The sequence below is a fragment of the Propionispora hippei DSM 15287 genome, from assembly GCF_900141835.1.
Classification (GTDB): domain Bacteria; phylum Bacillota; class Negativicutes; order Propionisporales; family Propionisporaceae; genus Propionispora; species Propionispora hippei.
On the sequence record NZ_FQZD01000013.1, the window covers coordinates 75,040 to 90,367 of the forward strand.

Consider the following 15,328-nt stretch of genomic DNA (forward strand, 5'->3'; position numbering starts at 1 on the left):
ATATAAATTCAAAAAAAGTCCCGGATAATTCACACAACTTTTTCCAATTATAAAAATTATATGACCAGTCGTTTTGTATGTCAATGTCTTTTTTACCCCAGTTGTGCCACAAAAACCGTTATCAGGCGCTTTAAGCTCTACATGGTAAGATTTCGCCTGTTCTATCAGCTTTCGTATTTATTGGCTGTATTATGTACCTCTTAGCCGGATTTTGCGGAATCTATATAATGCCAGCGAAAATGTTACTACTCCATAAGAAACTAGCCCCATTACATCACGAAGCAGATGTGCCGTGTGACCGGCGAGCATTAAATTACGAATGTTATTGGTCAGGAAAGTGAAGGGAAATATCAAGGCCATGCACTGAATGCCAACAGGCATGGATGTCAGCGGCCAGGTAGACCCGGACATAGTAAAGATGATCACTGTACAGGATATGACAAGCTGGTAGAAGCTCAACATTGATTGGAAAAAGGAGATCAAAAAACTGCCTAACGAAGTGATTGCGAAAACAAAAGCCGCGCCTAATACTAATACTTCCAGAGCATTACCTCGAAAGGGCAGGTCAAAGATAGCAACCGCCAACGACAATAGAACACTGTAGGCACAAAGGCCGGCGACCCAAAAGGGTAATAATTTTCCGGTTAAAACATGTAGCGAACCGGTGTTTTTATATGTACCCATTTTGTATTCCATTAGCATTGAGCCGGCGGAACAAATAAGCAGTGTCGTATGTAACGATATCATCATTAAGCCAAATACAAAATAGCTTTGATAGCTTAAAAGCGGATTATACAACATCCGCATCTGCAACTCTACAGGCGATACTTTGCCGTCTGCCTGCCCCGGTAAAAATCCGGCAGTATTTAATAGAGAAACTGCTCTTTCTTTAGAAAAATCATCTATAATTTCCTGAGATACCGTTGTAACCATATTGGTGATAAGCAGGTTAGTCCCATTGCTTTCCATAAGCACTGAAGTTGACATGCCTGTATTGATATCCCGTGCAAAATTCGCCGGTATGAGCAGTGCGGTATCCGCCTCTTTTCTCTGTAGATACTCTTCTATTTGTTCCTGGGAATCCACATAAGCAACAACCGTGAATCGCTCTGAGTCTTCAAACGCCTGAACAAGTTTACGACTCATTTGTGTCTGACTCTCATCATACACAATCAGAGGAATGCTATCGACAGAGTGTTTTTCAAAGAGTATACCATATAAATTAAGATATAAAAAAGGCAGGATAAACATGGTCACAATTAATTTAGGATAATTTTTAATAAGACGAATTAATTCCCGGAGCCCAATCCGCCACCAGGTCACGGCCGCACCTCCTGTGAAGTTGCAGCAACCAGGCTCTTACAACGGTGCTTGCAAACAACAATAGTCAATGTCCATACAACGTTGCCGGCAATATATAAAACAGCACTATTCAGTAATAAATCTGGGGAATATCCTGCAAGTAAAATATCGCGGATCGTATCTGCCGCATATGTCATGGGTAAGAGCAAGGAATATGCGTAAACAAAGCTGCTTTTTGCTATATGAGGCCAGTTATATCCACTATACAAAAAAGCGGGCATTATATAGAGCAACATTACGGGATGTACCGGCATTCTTTCGTCCCGAGCCATTGCCGAAAACAGCAATCCCAGATTTACTATCATAAAAGTAAAGGCACTGCAAATCAACAGCAGGCTTCCCATACTCCCCCGAAGCACTATCTTAAAGGCACTAATACACACGGCAATAGACATGATTATAGCTACCATAGAACATAGCCAATAAGCTAATAGTTTTCCGGTTACAATTACAGCGGGCGAGGTTGTTCGCCATAACCCCGTGGCCCCAAATTCCCGTAGCAACGCTGTACATACACATAAAATAATACCTATTTGCACACCATTAGCCACCAAGCCTGGCAGTAAAAAGGCAGTATATGAGTTAGTGGGATTGTATAATAATCGCTGTTTCAGAATTACAGGCGCTACTGTATGCAAAGCTTGCTGAGGAACCTGATTTACCCCCTCAACCAATTTTTGCCCTACTCCAGCGTTATAGGAGGTAATAATCTCCCTGCCGAAGGTCATAACCGTATTTGAATACATAATATTTGTAGCATTTATCTCCAAGACTACTTCCCCACCATGGCCCAGCTTTATTTGTTTTGAAAAATCGAAGGGAATGCCGACCGCGACAATTGCTTCTTCATTTATGATGTACTGCTCCATTTCCTCTTGGGTGTTGACCACCCCAACAATCCGGAAACGCTGTGAATCGGCGAAATCCTGCACCAAAGAACGGCTTGCACCCGACTGAGCCTGATCATAAATCACCGTGGGGATTGACTTCACTATTTCCGTGCTATAGATCAAGCCAAACAACACTGAAAAGCTAAAAGGAACTCCAAATAACAGCAACCCGATTCTTTTTTGGGAAAAAATATAACGAAATTCCTTCATAACAACCTTATATAGTTTCATTTTATACTCCATTGTCTAAGATACGAAACCGCATTCCCAGTCCGCAGCCTTCCAAAAGTATACTTGCTATGGCCGTAACGATCATAAAATACGAAATGAAACAGGAAATTTCCACATGCAAAAGGCACTGGATTCCTCCTAAAATGCTCATGATGATTATTCATATCTTGTCTTGAGTTAATGTTGTAAATTATAGCAAAAGGAGAATTATATGTATAATACATATAAAATAGAAAATCCATATATTATTTATATCATTTATAGTTATGCCTATTCCTGATCCTTGGTAACATCCATGCCAAACAACCACTGCCTGGTATCTGATATTAGCAAAGTGCATGTAATAAGACATTATCAATTTTATAAACCAAAACGCCTGCTCAAATTTGAACAGGCGTTTTGGTTTGTGCCCAAGACTTATATATGAAAAGCAATTATTTATTTTCCGTAATCATTCTAACGAAATTGCGGGCTGCTGCCGATAAATTACGATTGCGCATCCATATAATATATGGCGTCAGCCGGGAACCCGGCTTGGTAATTTCTTTGTAGATGAGGCCATCTCCAAACTTCGAGCGGGTAATTGTTTTTGGCACAATGGCCACACCAAGTCCGGTATTGGCCAGTAACAACATGGAGCGCACGTCATCATGAATGCACACGATCTGTGGTTCCAGTTTATTTTCCTGATAATACACCAGGAGCCTTTCACTCCTGCGATGGACAATTAACGGTTTTTTAGCCAGTTCGGTAAGACTCGCGTCAGATCTGGAAGGTTGATCATCCCACTTATTGGTCATAGCTGCCATCAAAGGCTCCGCAGGCATTGGTATTGCTTCATAAAGTTCCGTATTGAATGGTGGCAGTATAACTCCCAGTTCAATAACACCATTGGTTAACAAAGAAACTATATTATGACCCACATCTTCACAGATACGGAACTGGATATTCGGATACCGGAGATTATATTCAGCGATCTGTTCAGATAAAAACGTTGCCCCCCATGAGGTAGCCGAACCAATAGACAATGTGCCTGTTCCCCCATTACAGACATCCTGCAGCTCCTTTTCGACTGTTTTAACTAATTCGAAAATTTGTTCACCACGGGTACGCAGTGTACGACCGGCTTCGGTTAACTGAATATTTCGCCCCACCTTCTGCAAGAGCTGCACGCCCAAATCCTGCTCCAATACTTTTAGCTGGTGGCTTAACGGTGGCTGCGCTATATTTAATCTTTTTGCCGCTTTGGTAATGTGTCCTTCTTCAGCAACAGTAAGAAAATATTGCAGCTTCTTTAAATCCAACATATTATGCCACCGCTCCTTTACTCATTCATATATTTCTTTATCTTAATCATCATTTTTCCCATATTATCTATAAATTGATTTACTGCAAATTAAAGTCCTGTTGCCATAATTCAATGACAAAACTCTTTTGTTTACTGCGTTGGTTAGTTACTGGTATCGGTTGGGGGAATCATCTTTTTTTATTATCCTGTCTCTAAATACGACCGTCCAATAACGGTAAAAATTCTCCCTACCGGGTATTTATTACCCGTTTTTTTATTGCCAGTTTAGTAATCAGTCGCAGCAGCAACCCAAGAAAAACCCGGATTATCGCTAAAAAGGGGCCGTAATAAGCATACAGCTCAAGTTGGCACAAATATTGCTATTATAAGGGGTGTATATATATTATGGAGGAGGATACTGATGAATCTGCCAGTCGCAAATAAACAACGTGTGTATTTTCTTGATAACCTAAAAGCTTTTATTATTCTATTAATGGTTGTGTTTCATGTTGCTATGGGGTATACCACCTGGGATCTTAAATGGTGGACTGTAAACGATGTCCAAAAGCACTCGTTCTTTGATTTTTTCATATTAGGAACAGACGTATATATTATGCCTATCATGTTCCTGGTCGCAGGCTATTTCGCCCCTATCGTTTTGTTGAAAAAAGGAATATCGGGCTTTTGGCAGGGTAAACTCAAACGTATTGTTGTTCCTTGGGTTGGCGGAGTGCTGTTCTTGGCTCCCTTTGTTGCCTATAGTACTTTTTACAGCCGAATGGACACACCGCCCAACTATTTTTCCTTCTGGGCAACCGGCTTCTGGGGGCCCTATTACCAACAGGCACAATACTGGTTCCTCGGCGTATTAGCCCTGTTCTTTTTATTGCTAACAATTGCCTATCAGATCAATCCTGCCTATTTTAAAAAGTCAAATCAACCAGCTACTCCTTCGTTATGGTTTTTCCCGGCCTTTGCTTTGTTTACTGCAGCATCCTTTTTTATTGCTAATTTGTTCTTTTGGAATGATGCCTGGGTAAATGTTAAATTTTTATTCATGCTTCAGCCAGTCCGCTTTATCTTGCATTTATGTTATTTCGGCCTAGGGGTATATGCGTGGAAGTATTCCTGGTTTACCCCTGATGGTTATAGCCCCCGTTTACTTCCCTGGGGCTTGTCCGCCCTTATTATGTTATTTGTTTTTCTGGCGTACCGCGTTACCTTTACGCTTATGCCTGATGTCCCGATCGTCGCCAAAGTTGGTCATGCCCTTACCCACGCTACCCTTGCTCTAACGGCCACCTTGGCTTTAATTGCCCTATTCCAACGTTTTTTTGATAGCAATGCCTACTTATGGCGCAGGCTTGCCGCTAATTCTTATATTATCTTTTTTATTCACCAATGTGTACTTATCCCCATCGGCTGCGCCGTGCAAAAAATGCAAATCAATGTCTGGGTAAAATACCTTGGCGTATCGCTTGTCACCGTGCTCCTATGTTTCTTAATTGCCGAGTATGTAATTACCTATCTGCTGTCTTTCGGAAAACAAAGCTCAAACACCAGCACACAACTTCCCAAGTAAAGAGGCGGAGGCCGTTAAACCCATCTCAACGTTGCCGCCTATCTATTTAAATAATGCCAACAGCCCGGGCAATTCCGTAGGACAGCAATGCGCCAATGAACGGACCTACTACGGGAATCCAGGCGTAGCTCCAGTCTGAATCACCTTTGCCTGCAATAGGCAAAACAGCATGGGCCAGCCGCGGCCCTAAATCACGGGCCGGATTAATAGCATACCCAGTCGTACCACCTAGACTCAGCCCAATCGACCATACTAAAATCCCGACTAAATAAGCACCTATTCCCGGCGGAAAGCTCCCCAGATTTCTTGAGAACATGGCAAACACCGGTACAATCAACATAACGGTGCCCATAATTTCGGAAAATAGGTTGGCTCCCGTTTGGCGAATGGCCGGCCCAGTTGAAAATACCACCAAAATCAGACTATCTTCCGTTTCCGCCCAATGAGGCCAGAAATGAAGCCAAATCAAGCAGGCTCCGACAAACCCTCCGGCAATTTGACAAAGCATAATTACCACAGCCTGAGCAGGCTGATAAATACCCATCAGCAGTTTTGCCAGCGTTACGGCCGGATTGATATCCGCCTGGGAAGAACCGGTGGCAATTGCACAAAATATGCCGATCATTACGGCAAAAGCCCAGCCGGCAGTAATCACCATCCAACCGCTGCCTTCCGCTTTCGTCCGGCGCAAAACGACATTAGCTATAACACCATTCCCCAATATAATCATGATCATCGTACCAAAAAACTCACCAAAATATTCCGTCATATTTTAAAATTCCCCTTTCAAGTAGCCCGCTCAGCAGCCCCTGTCATTTATCAACTCCATATTTTTGGACCTTAGCTGCCACTGTTTTACGGGTAATTCCCAAGGCCTTTCCGACAGCGGTATAGCTTCCGTACCGCTCCAAAGCAGCTTTAATGATATGTTTTTCGTAATCGGCCAGGGAAAATAATTCTCCCTGCATGATTGCCCCATAAAGATCGTCGGCCTCAACATTCAAACTGGACATATCTTTGCAATAACAGCACTCCGGTATGTCCTCCAGTTCAAGATAAAGACTGTCGGTCAACGCTACCATTCTTTCCATAATATTTTGCAGCTCCCGAACATTTCCCGGCCAATCGTAGCAGATAAGAACATCCATGGCAGCTTTTTTAATACCAATAACCTGCTTGCCAAATTCCCGATTAAATTTTTTCAGAAAATGATCCACTAAAAGGGGGATATCCTCTTTTCTTTCGTTAAGCGACGGCAAGTGTATGGGAATGACATTCAACCGGTAATACAAATCTTCCCTAAACAGTCCCTCTTTGACGATTTGTCCCAGGTCCCGGTTGGTAGCGGCAATAATCCTTGCGTCAACTCGAATTGTTTCCTCGCCGCCTACCCGTTCAAAGCAACCGTTTTGCAGCACCCTTAACAGCTTTGTTTGCATACTTAATTCCATCTCGCCGATTTCATCCAAAAAAATCGTTCCGTTATGTGCCTGCTCAAACTTGCCAAGCTTCCGTTTTACAGCGCCGGTAAAGGCTCCTTTTTCATGTCCAAACATTTCACTTTCTATTAAGGTTTCCGGAATAGCGGCACAGTTTATCCGCACAAAGGCTCCCTGCGCCCGGGAACTGGCCTGATGAATACCTTCGGCGACCAGCTCCTTGCCGGTGCCGCTTTTGCCACAGATAAGTACTGTCGATTGAACATTAGCCGCCTTAGCGGCTACTTCCAATGAGTCCAGCACTTTGGGACTCATCCCAATAAACCTTTCAAAAGCTTTGCCATGCTTTATGGACCGAATCTTCTTCTGTTCAATCGATTCACTCCGCATCCGCTCCGAGTACCAGCCAGACTCTTTTTTCTCGCTTAACCGTTGTTCCAAATACTTGACCTTATCCATGGCCCACTGCAACTGTTCTTTTACCGTGCTTATATCCTGCTCATCTCTCACCAGCAGAACAGCGCCGCCCACTCCCTTTTCCGGGTGCAAAGGTATAATGTCAATTACCGTACAGCCATTCGTCCTGGGATTATTGCTATAACTAAATGACAGCCTGGTAGAAAGGATTGCCGCGAAATTGACACCCCGTGGTAAAAACTTGTCAATATGCTGTCCGATCATATGGCTAAGGTTCATCGTCTCTAACTGACACGAATTTACATACACAATATACCCGTTTTCATCTATAATACCGATTCCGTAAGGTAAAGCCTCCAAAATCAAACTCTCTTTTTCAGATAAAACATTTCTTGCAACAAAATCCCCCGTCATGGTGTCAATCCCTCCGGTACTGCAATAAAGTGAATAACCTTCGCAGTTTATCCTGGTCCCGTAACTTAGCTACATACACCGTAGTACATCTTTTAATCTAATTTCAAAGCCAAATTGCCGTAATCCTTCCTTACCATGTATTTTTATGTAATTTTCTGATTTCCTTGCTCCTTTTAAAGGAGTCGAAATATCAGGCGATATTGCCGGTTATAGTAAATAATCCGTCTCATTAAACCAATTATAACAATTGATCCTACCCATGAGTAAGACTAGGGTAGGATCAATTGTATAGTGGTATGTGAACAAACAACATATTAGTATCCAATCTATTGCACCTTTTAAACTAAAAATACCTCCACGCCCATCCGGCGTATTTTTTCAATCATATGTAAATCAGCCTGCTTATCCGTAACCAGCATATCTACATCACTAATATCACAGGCCTTGACAAAATATTCTTTGCCGATCTTAGTGTGGTCTACAGCAATTACTTTCTTCTTAGCCTTTTTTATTAATACTTTTTTAATTTGAGCATCATCGATATCAGGTCCGGTTAATCCACTTTCCATATTTAATCCACCTACGCCCAAAAAGGCAATATCCAATTGAAAATTACTGATAAATTCCAAGGCCAGTTGGCCGTAAAATCCTTTTTTAGCGGCGATATATACGCCAGGTACAGAAATCAATTGAATGTCCTTCGCATTAGCCAGCACATTCATGACTGCCAGTGAATGGGACAATACCACGATATTCTTTTTATCCAGCACCGCTTCAGCGATGCTCTTGGGAGTTGAGCCGCAGTCGATATAAACCGAGTTTCCTTCTTTGATAAGTTCGGAACAAAAAGCCGCAATGTGACTTTTCTCTGTTAGCAATCTTTTTTCCCGTACCATGACAGAGCTTATGGCGGCTGTTCCCTCATTGAGAACCGCACCTCCGTGCAGCAAGGTTACGATGCCTTGCTCTGCCAGCCGATTCAAATCCCGTCTTATGGTGACCGAAGAAACATCCAATTGCGCGGCTAATTTAGAAATACTTACGGATTTATTCTTTTGAAGTTCTTCTAACACATTTCTCCGCCTGTTTTTCGTCTGCATGACGGGCACCATCCAATTTGAATATTCTGATAAATGTTGTTTTGCCTGATAACTTGACTACTTTATTATATACAAATATCAAAAAGCAGGAAATACCTATCTTTTACAAACTAAATCCACGCTTAGGGAATTGATCTTGATTTTGCTCTTTTATAAAATGAGAGTGTAAAGGAAATTTCTTTTAACATCATTATGAATGGTGCGCATCATTCATCTGGGGAGTAAGGAAAATGAATATGCTGTTAGTTTCTAATGGGACCTTAGCTGCATCACTCATAGAATCTATGCATAACTTCTTTTCAAAACCGGACATCCACTCGATATGTTTTCAGTATGGCAATACCGGAGCCGCCAGGGTTGAGTTGAAGCAATATTTTATAGAACGCATGAACAATAAAGATAAGTCGTTCATTATTCTCTGCGATATATTTGGCAATACAGCTTTCAACGAAACGATTCTACTATTGCACGAACTGGGCATACAGAAACAGGCTATAATTATTTGCGGTATGAATCTGCCCATGGTTTTCAAATTATACGGCTTAAAGGACTATTCCGATATCGAGCTATGCCGTTCGATTTATGAACAATCGGAGGATCGGGGAATCCTCCTATGCAATCCTGCCGAATTTTTAGAACAGGTACACGGGGAATTAGATTGCAGTTAGCGATACAGGAGTAAAAATTGTTTAAAGGAGCATAAAAAAATGGAGCGCCACCATGCTCCAATTTTTTATTGCTTGTGCTTGCTATATTAATTTTAAAATATGGCCGCACCATGACAACCACGTATCCGGAACCCTTCGCTACAGAATGATCTCCTGCACCGGCATGCGCAGGCTGACCGGACGGGGATATTGATCAACATACCCGACACGCAGCAATACTTGCACCGCGCCGTGAATGCCTAACGTCGCCGGCAGCTCCATGGCGGTAACTGTCTCCTCTAACGCCTGGGTCATGGGATGAAGTGCTATGTTCCTTTCCCTCATGGTGAGCCAGATTCGTTGCAGTTCCCGTCCGGTTTGAATTAACTCAGGAATGGTGGTGTCTTTACTGGTAAGGACCAACCACCCGCTGCCGCCAGCCACTTGTTCTTTTATTTTTCTGATGGTTGCGTCGCGGAATTCCTTTTCCAGTACCGATTGGCGCGTATAAAAATTTTTCACATACCAGCGTGACATCCCTTCAATTTCCATAGTCTCCGGAGTCAGTCCATTTCTATAGCGCCGGCTTTCCTGGCTGGACCAGCGAATCCATTCTGCCAATTCCTGTTGAGCGGGGTCACGATAGGCCTGCCATTCATTCGCCAGGACAGTACCTTCCGCCAGGACCTTGCCTTCCCTTGTGTTTCTTGGATAATAAAGTGCCTTACCTTGATACGCTCCGGTCATTAACTCAATATCCTCACTACTTAGCGCTTTTGTTAGAAAATGACTTCGCAACGTCCTGCGTGATTCAATCTGTGAAAGACGAGACTCGCCAAGATAGCCGGTCTTATGTAAGGTTACACCAGCAATTTCCGGGTCCTTTGTACTTTGGGCGATAATTTGGATGTCAGCTTCATAGCCTTTGCTGCCTGCCGCCGTTACCAGGTTTTCCAGGAAGGCTCCGATGGAGATCATCGTTTCCCGGTTTTCCGGATCAACAACAGGCAGCCAGCGGGAAGCAGCAGTACCGATTATCCAGTGATAACTGCTAATTACCCTTACTGTCCAGGGTTGTGTATTATGCCCGCTGGGCGCCAATGCGGCGTAATATAACAAATCAGCCAGCTCCGGTTCCAGACCCGCTGGATAATTAACAGGTTTCTCCCGTTCAATTGGCTGTAGCTGTTCCAGTGAATTATATAGGGAAAAACCTCCTGCTAGTGCAAGAGCACTGCCGCTGTAAGCAATAAACTGCCTTCTGTTCATGAGTCTGCCTCCTAACCGGGGAATGCATATCATATAGCTTCCTTTTCCCCGCTTTGATTAACCTTTTAAGGCCCCGTTCATCACGGCTTGTTAGCCGGACCGTAGCATAAGTTTACTTCACTTTTATATGATTAGTTTTAAGAAACTAACTATTTTTTTTATATAAACCCGCTTAGTCGCGGGTCATCTGATTTATCACTTTATTTAAAAGAAACGTAAAGGTGCTTTGCTCTTCCTCATCCAGCATAGCTAAAATAGAAGCGGCAAACTGGCGATAGCCCTTGTCTTCCAGTTTAATTACTTCCTTGCCCTTTTGGGTCAGGCTGACATACACAACACGCAAATCGTCCTTGGATATGATTTTTTCAATATAACCGCACTGTAAAAGCTTATTAACCGTTACGGTAACGGTAGATTTTTGTACACCAAACAGATCGGCCAGTTCCGTGATTGTGACATTAGCCCGTTCGCTGATTACATGCAGATAATGCAATTGGGTTATTGACAAATTGAACAGCTCTTTCGAGTCCGGCGTATCTTCCTTATAGCGGCGCATGCTCTCCCGCATTGATTCCGATATGATGTTGATTCCCTTAACAATGACTTCCTCTTGCTGCATAAAGATACCTCTCAACTAGTTAGTTTTACACAACTAATATAATCCTACCCTTACTTTTTGTCAAGCTTGCATTCTTCACACATAAAAAATTAAAATAACTTTTTTACTACAATTTCGTACTACACCGGCGAACTGGTTTCTCATTCCCATTCGTTCGGCATATTTTCAAAAATAACATATCCACCACCCAAAACAGCAATATTGTTGAACTAAATTTTCCACCGGCAGGAAGACCAAACGGTGTAGCGGGAATATATAAATGATGCTCATCATGTGGAGTCATACATTGTTCATAACAGAAAGAGCTGATTATTGTGAACCTAGCCATCGTATTTACCCTCTTCTTTGCTTCCCTGCTCTTTAGCGTTTACCAGGGAATCGCTATACTTTATCCGCTTCTCCTGGGCCTCATCTGCTTCCTGCTACTATCCCGCCGCCGGGGCTATCCCCTTTCCCATTTGCTGGCCATGATGCTGAACGGCTCGAAGCAGTCCCTACTTGTAATCAAAATCTTTGTACTGATTGGTGTCCTGACTGCCGTCTGGAGAGCTTGCGGAACTATTTCGTTCATCGTCTATTATGGAATCGCTTTTATCAGTGCAAAGTACTTTCTATTATCTGCTTTTCTGTTGTGCTGCCTGGTTTCCTTCCTGCTGGGAACCTCCTTCGGTACTGTGGGCACGATCGGTATTGTGCTTATGGTTTTAGCCAAAAGCGGCCAGGTGGACGTCAACATGACGGCAGGAGCTATCATTGCCGGCGCTTATTTTGGTGATCGTTGTTCTCCCATGTCCTCAAGCGCCAACCTGATAGCCGTATTAACCAATACCGACCTATACATAAACGTAAAAAACATGCTGAAAACCTCATGGCTGCCCTTTGCGCTATCCGTCATTGGCTATCTGTATTTATCCCGTTTTAATCCCCTCACTGTTTACGATAATACAATGGCCCAGGAGATAGTCACAGCTTTTAATTTGGACATGGTGGTACTGTTTCCCGCCATCATTATCCTTCTCCTGGCCTTTTGGCGGGTTGATGTGAAACGGTCCATGACCATCAGCATTATAGCCGGTATTTTAATTGGCTACTTTGTTCAGGGTATTTCTCTTTTCCCCATGCTGAAATATATAATCTTAGGTTACAGTATGGAGAAAAACGGCTTCTTTGCCGATATCATCCAAGGCGGCGGCCTGGTCTCCATGGTAAAAGTTTCACTCATTGTGCTGATTTCTTCCGCTTACTCAGGCATTTTTAAAGGTACCGGCCTCTTGAATGACCTGGAAGAGCTTTTTGAGAAACTTAGCAAAAAAGTACAGGTATACCCGACGCTTATTCTGTCCAGCCTGGCAGCGGCCGCTTTCAGTTGCAATCAAACCCTGGCTGTTATGCTTACCCATCAATTTTCCGGTAAAAGTTATGAAGTCAGGCGCTTGAGCAGATATCGACTGGCGGTTGACCTGGAGAATACAGTTATTTTAATCTCTGTTTTAATTCCGTGGAATATTGCCGGAGCTTTTCCTGCGGCAGCATTATCGGCGGATGCCGGCTTCATACTCTATGCGTTCTACCTGTATCTCGTTCCCCTGACTAATTTATTTATATCCAAGCCTTCGGCCGCTAAAGCAACTGACAGTATCGCCCCAAATGCCGGAAATAACAAAGAGACCTAAACCATACTGCAATTGGTTTAGGTCTCTCTTTTGCGTTAACCCGGATTAGCGATGATCGGACGAGTGAGGCTGTCCGTTCTCAACCACTTCAACCTTGTCTGAAGAATTGCCAACAGCGTCCGCAAATTGCTTGATCGTTCGCCGCATCTGTTCCTGATAATACCCTGTCAAGGCCAGCATCTCGGTATTCATAAGGAAATCCACTTGTTTCTCCTTTTGTCCGTTTGTCGCCTTTCCCACGCCACCGGTAGAACCATCACTTGCCGTTGTTCCAACCTGGCCGGTCTCCTGATTGGCTTCCTTGGTGCCATCCGCTGCTTGCTTGTCTTTCTTATCTGTTTTTTCTTCCGAACTCTCACCAATTAAAATTTTCATATTTTTCCCGATTACCAAATAAGTGTATACCCGGCCGCCCTCTTTAACGGTAAGATACTTCCAGCCGCCGGAAGAACTGCTGTCTGTCGCCGACGACTGGCTTTGGTTCCCATAACTAGCCTGATTTTGGGTTAATGCCGAAATACCCTGTATGTCCATATCGCTCTCACACTTCTCCCTGATTTTTACATTCTAATTTATTTATCGTAGTTTCTAAAGAATTCTTAAATATTCTTTCATCTGTACCAATTTTCAGGTAACCCGGATTAGATTAAAATTAATTTTTATCTCTTTTATGCTTTTTAGAATAATATTCTTTATTTACAGTATAATAAAGAATATTATTCTCATTTTATGTAAATATACAGAAACTTATTCTTTACTATCTTTTAATGTCAGAATTATAATTAATCCAAGGCGGTGATATTCTTGGATACGATAGACAAAAAAATTCTTTCCTTATTACAATCCAATGCCAGAATGTCGAATGCGGACATTGCCCGAGAAATTAAACTGGCTCCTTCGGCAACGCTGTCCCGCATACGCAAGCTGGAAGAAGAGGGCGTCATCCTCGGCTATGAGGCGCGGCTCAATCCTCATGTACTGGGAGCCGACATGCTTGCTTTTGTTTTGGTCAAAGTAACCGGCGACAAAGATATTGAAGCTGACCTGGCGGCTATCCCCGGCGCGCAGGAAATACATAATATTGCCGGCGACGATTGCTATTTGCTTAAAATCCGGACGAAAAATACCGAAGCCCTAAGTAAATTATTAAAAGAAAAGGTACGGGGCGAGTCCATATCCACCAAGACAATTATTGTTCTTACTACCTTAAAGGAGACCGGTCAGCTGTCTTATAAATGTTAGTTAGGAGAATACAACCATGAATGTTTTTAGATCACTTTCCTATCCCATTTTATTGGCTTTACTGGCAGTTTACTTTGCCTGGGGCGGAACCTATCTGGCCATGCGTATTGCTGTGGAAACCATGCCTCCCTTTCTGTTGGCAGGCATCCGCTTCATCACAGCCGGACTGTTGCTATATTTATGGGAAATGCTCAAAGGCACCAAAACGCCAACAAAATACCACTGGCGCAACGCTGCTATCAGTGGCGGCATGATGCTGTTAGGCGGCAATGCCTTGGTCGCCTGGGCTGAGCAAACGGTTCCCTCCGGCATTGCCGCGCTCATCGTGGCCACCGTGCCCTTATGGATGACCTTATTCGCCTGGTTGAGGTACGGAGAGTCCAAGCCGACTCTGCATATTCTTGCCGGCTTGGGACTGGGCTTTCTGGGACAAATCCTGCTAATAAGCAACTCGTGGAATAGTCCCGGCTATCACACTGCTCCACTTACGGGCTATCTTGTTTTGACTTTGGCCGCGCTGTTCTGGGCGGCAGGTTCCGTCTATTCCCGCAAGGCCCAGTTGCCGGCTTCTTCCTTTATGTCTATAGCGCTTCAGAATATTGCCGGCGGCGGCTTATGCCTGCTGGTTGGCCTGTTGGCCGGTGAACCGGCAAAATTGCAGTGGGCCAGTCTTTCCCTTCCGTCTCTGCTGGCTTTAGCCTATTTAATTTTCATCGGTTCACTGATCGGCTTTAGCGCCTATATCTGGGTACTGAAAAAGGCCGAGCCTTCCCTCGTTTCTACCTATGCCTACGTCAATCCATTAGTGGCTGTATTTCTGGGCTATGTTTTTGCCGACGAGCCACTCACGGCACATATCGCCCTGGCCGCCGGCATAATCGTACTGGCCGTCATCTTAATTACCAAAACACCCAAACCGGCAAACCGGCCCTCCCGCAGCACCGGCTGCCCGTTTTCCGGCCTGGACGGTGAGGGAATATAGTCCATTCCCATATTGTGAATTGTAATGTTATTTTAGTTCATTGAAATAACCACAATCGAAACTATGACAGCAATCTGCCCTTCAGCGAAAGAAATGTCAAGCGGTAGGCTTATACATCTATATTGGGGTCTACCGCTACAAAGAAGAAGGACCGCAGAAACCTTTTCTTGAAA

14 protein-coding genes are annotated in these 15,328 nt (G+C 43.5%); 5 read left to right on the forward strand and 9 right to left on the reverse strand.

Annotated elements, in window-relative coordinates; genetic code table 11:
- Window positions 1-189 precede the first annotated feature (189 nt).
- The 3 genes from F3H20_RS09390 to F3H20_RS09400 all read right to left on the reverse strand — a co-directional run bounded on the left by F3H20_RS09390 (window position 190) and on the right by F3H20_RS09400 (window position 3,790).
- On the reverse strand, window positions 190-1,323 hold the full coding sequence (locus tag F3H20_RS09390; RefSeq protein ID WP_149734671.1) for an ABC transporter permease: 1,134 nt from the start codon (window positions 1,321-1,323) through the stop codon (window positions 190-192).
- Window positions 1,320-2,483, reverse strand: a complete 1,164-nt coding sequence (locus tag F3H20_RS09395; protein WP_188128261.1) for an ABC transporter permease — start codon at window positions 2,481-2,483, stop codon at window positions 1,320-1,322. The genes F3H20_RS09390 and F3H20_RS09395 overlap by 4 nt, the downstream gene beginning before the upstream one ends.
- 434 nt (window positions 2,484-2,917) lie before the next feature.
- Window positions 2,918-3,790 carry a LysR family transcriptional regulator gene (locus tag F3H20_RS09400; RefSeq protein WP_149734673.1) on the reverse strand — a complete coding sequence of 291 codons (873 nt, stop codon included), beginning with the start codon at window positions 3,788-3,790 and terminating at the stop codon, window positions 2,918-2,920.
- A gap of 402 nt (window positions 3,791-4,192) precedes the next feature.
- Between F3H20_RS09400 and F3H20_RS09405 the strand changes: the two genes are divergently transcribed.
- Complete coding sequence (locus F3H20_RS09405) at window positions 4,193-5,353, forward strand: acyltransferase family protein (RefSeq protein ID WP_149734674.1); 1,161 nt, start codon at window positions 4,193-4,195, stop codon at window positions 5,351-5,353.
- 46 nt (window positions 5,354-5,399) lie between these two features.
- On the opposite strand, the gene F3H20_RS09410 is transcribed toward F3H20_RS09405, so the two are convergent.
- The 3 genes from F3H20_RS09410 to F3H20_RS09420 form a co-directional block, all read right to left on the reverse strand.
- Window positions 5,400-6,122 (reverse strand): MIP/aquaporin family protein, encoded by a 723-nt coding sequence (locus F3H20_RS09410; protein ID WP_149734675.1) that lies wholly within the window; start codon window positions 6,120-6,122, stop codon window positions 5,400-5,402.
- 43 nt (window positions 6,123-6,165) lie between these two features.
- Window positions 6,166-7,623, reverse strand: a complete 1,458-nt coding sequence (locus F3H20_RS09415; protein ID WP_149734676.1) for a sigma-54 interaction domain-containing protein — start codon at window positions 7,621-7,623, stop codon at window positions 6,166-6,168.
- A gap of 338 nt (window positions 7,624-7,961) precedes the next feature.
- On the reverse strand, window positions 7,962-8,696 hold the full coding sequence (locus F3H20_RS09420; RefSeq protein ID WP_262501612.1) for a DeoR/GlpR family DNA-binding transcription regulator: 735 nt from the start codon (window positions 8,694-8,696) through the stop codon (window positions 7,962-7,964).
- Between the two features lie 257 nt (window positions 8,697-8,953).
- Here F3H20_RS09420 and F3H20_RS09425 point away from each other — a divergent pair, with 257 nt between their 5' ends.
- Complete coding sequence (locus F3H20_RS09425; RefSeq protein ID WP_149734678.1) at window positions 8,954-9,391, forward strand: PTS sugar transporter subunit IIA; 438 nt, start codon at window positions 8,954-8,956, stop codon at window positions 9,389-9,391.
- A 138-nt stretch (window positions 9,392-9,529) separates the two neighbouring features.
- On the opposite strand, the gene F3H20_RS09430 is transcribed toward F3H20_RS09425, so the two are convergent.
- The gene (locus F3H20_RS09430) at window positions 9,530-10,639 is read right to left on the reverse strand and encodes an Acg family FMN-binding oxidoreductase (protein ID WP_149734679.1); all 1,110 of its coding nucleotides are present in this window, start codon (window positions 10,637-10,639) and stop codon (window positions 9,530-9,532) included.
- Between the two features lie 172 nt (window positions 10,640-10,811).
- Window positions 10,812-11,258, reverse strand: a complete 447-nt coding sequence (locus F3H20_RS09435; RefSeq protein ID WP_149734680.1) for a MarR family winged helix-turn-helix transcriptional regulator — start codon at window positions 11,256-11,258, stop codon at window positions 10,812-10,814.
- A gap of 314 nt (window positions 11,259-11,572) precedes the next feature.
- Here F3H20_RS09435 and F3H20_RS09440 point away from each other — a divergent pair, with 314 nt between their 5' ends.
- Complete coding sequence (locus tag F3H20_RS09440) at window positions 11,573-12,931, forward strand: Na+/H+ antiporter NhaC family protein (protein WP_149734681.1); 1,359 nt, start codon at window positions 11,573-11,575, stop codon at window positions 12,929-12,931.
- Window positions 12,932-12,976: 45 nt separating this feature from the next.
- On the opposite strand, the gene F3H20_RS09445 is transcribed toward F3H20_RS09440, so the two are convergent.
- Window positions 12,977-13,465 carry a hypothetical protein gene (locus F3H20_RS09445; RefSeq protein WP_149734682.1) on the reverse strand — a complete coding sequence of 163 codons (489 nt, stop codon included), beginning with the start codon at window positions 13,463-13,465 and terminating at the stop codon, window positions 12,977-12,979.
- A 270-nt stretch (window positions 13,466-13,735) separates the two neighbouring features.
- On the opposite strand from F3H20_RS09445, the gene F3H20_RS09450 reads away from it, so the two are divergent.
- Window positions 13,736-14,173, forward strand: coding sequence for an Lrp/AsnC family transcriptional regulator (locus F3H20_RS09450; protein WP_223191704.1), 438 nt, complete (start codon window positions 13,736-13,738; stop codon window positions 14,171-14,173).
- A gap of 16 nt (window positions 14,174-14,189) precedes the next feature.
- Window positions 14,190-15,155 carry an EamA family transporter gene (locus tag F3H20_RS09455; protein ID WP_149734684.1) on the forward strand — a complete coding sequence of 322 codons (966 nt, stop codon included), beginning with the start codon at window positions 14,190-14,192 and terminating at the stop codon, window positions 15,153-15,155.
- Window positions 15,156-15,328 lie beyond the last annotated feature (173 nt).

What these genes read in the sequence shown, in the direction of transcription:
- F3H20_RS09395 (WP_188128261.1), bottom strand. Translation starts at nt 2,483, where the DNA reads ATGAAACTATATAAGGTTGTTATGAAGGAATTTCGTTATATTTTTTCC.
- F3H20_RS09400 (WP_149734673.1), bottom strand. Translation starts at nt 3,790, where the DNA reads ATGTTGGATTTAAAGAAGCTGCAATATTTTCTTACTGTTGCTGAAGAA.
- F3H20_RS09405 (WP_149734674.1), top strand. Translation starts at nt 4,193, where the DNA reads ATGAATCTGCCAGTCGCAAATAAACAACGTGTGTATTTTCTTGATAAC.
- F3H20_RS09410 (WP_149734675.1), bottom strand. Translation starts at nt 6,122, where the DNA reads ATGACGGAATATTTTGGTGAGTTTTTTGGTACGATGATCATGATTATA.
- F3H20_RS09415 (WP_149734676.1), bottom strand. Translation starts at nt 7,623, where the DNA reads ATGACGGGGGATTTTGTTGCAAGAAATGTTTTATCTGAAAAAGAGAGT.
- F3H20_RS09425 (WP_149734678.1), top strand. Translation starts at nt 8,954, where the DNA reads ATGAATATGCTGTTAGTTTCTAATGGGACCTTAGCTGCATCACTCATA.
- F3H20_RS09430 (WP_149734679.1), bottom strand. Translation starts at nt 10,639, where the DNA reads ATGAACAGAAGGCAGTTTATTGCTTACAGCGGCAGTGCTCTTGCACTA.
- F3H20_RS09435 (WP_149734680.1), bottom strand. Translation starts at nt 11,258, where the DNA reads ATGCAGCAAGAGGAAGTCATTGTTAAGGGAATCAACATCATATCGGAA.
- F3H20_RS09445 (WP_149734682.1), bottom strand. Translation starts at nt 13,465, where the DNA reads ATGGACATACAGGGTATTTCGGCATTAACCCAAAATCAGGCTAGTTAT.
- F3H20_RS09455 (WP_149734684.1), top strand. Translation starts at nt 14,190, where the DNA reads ATGAATGTTTTTAGATCACTTTCCTATCCCATTTTATTGGCTTTACTG.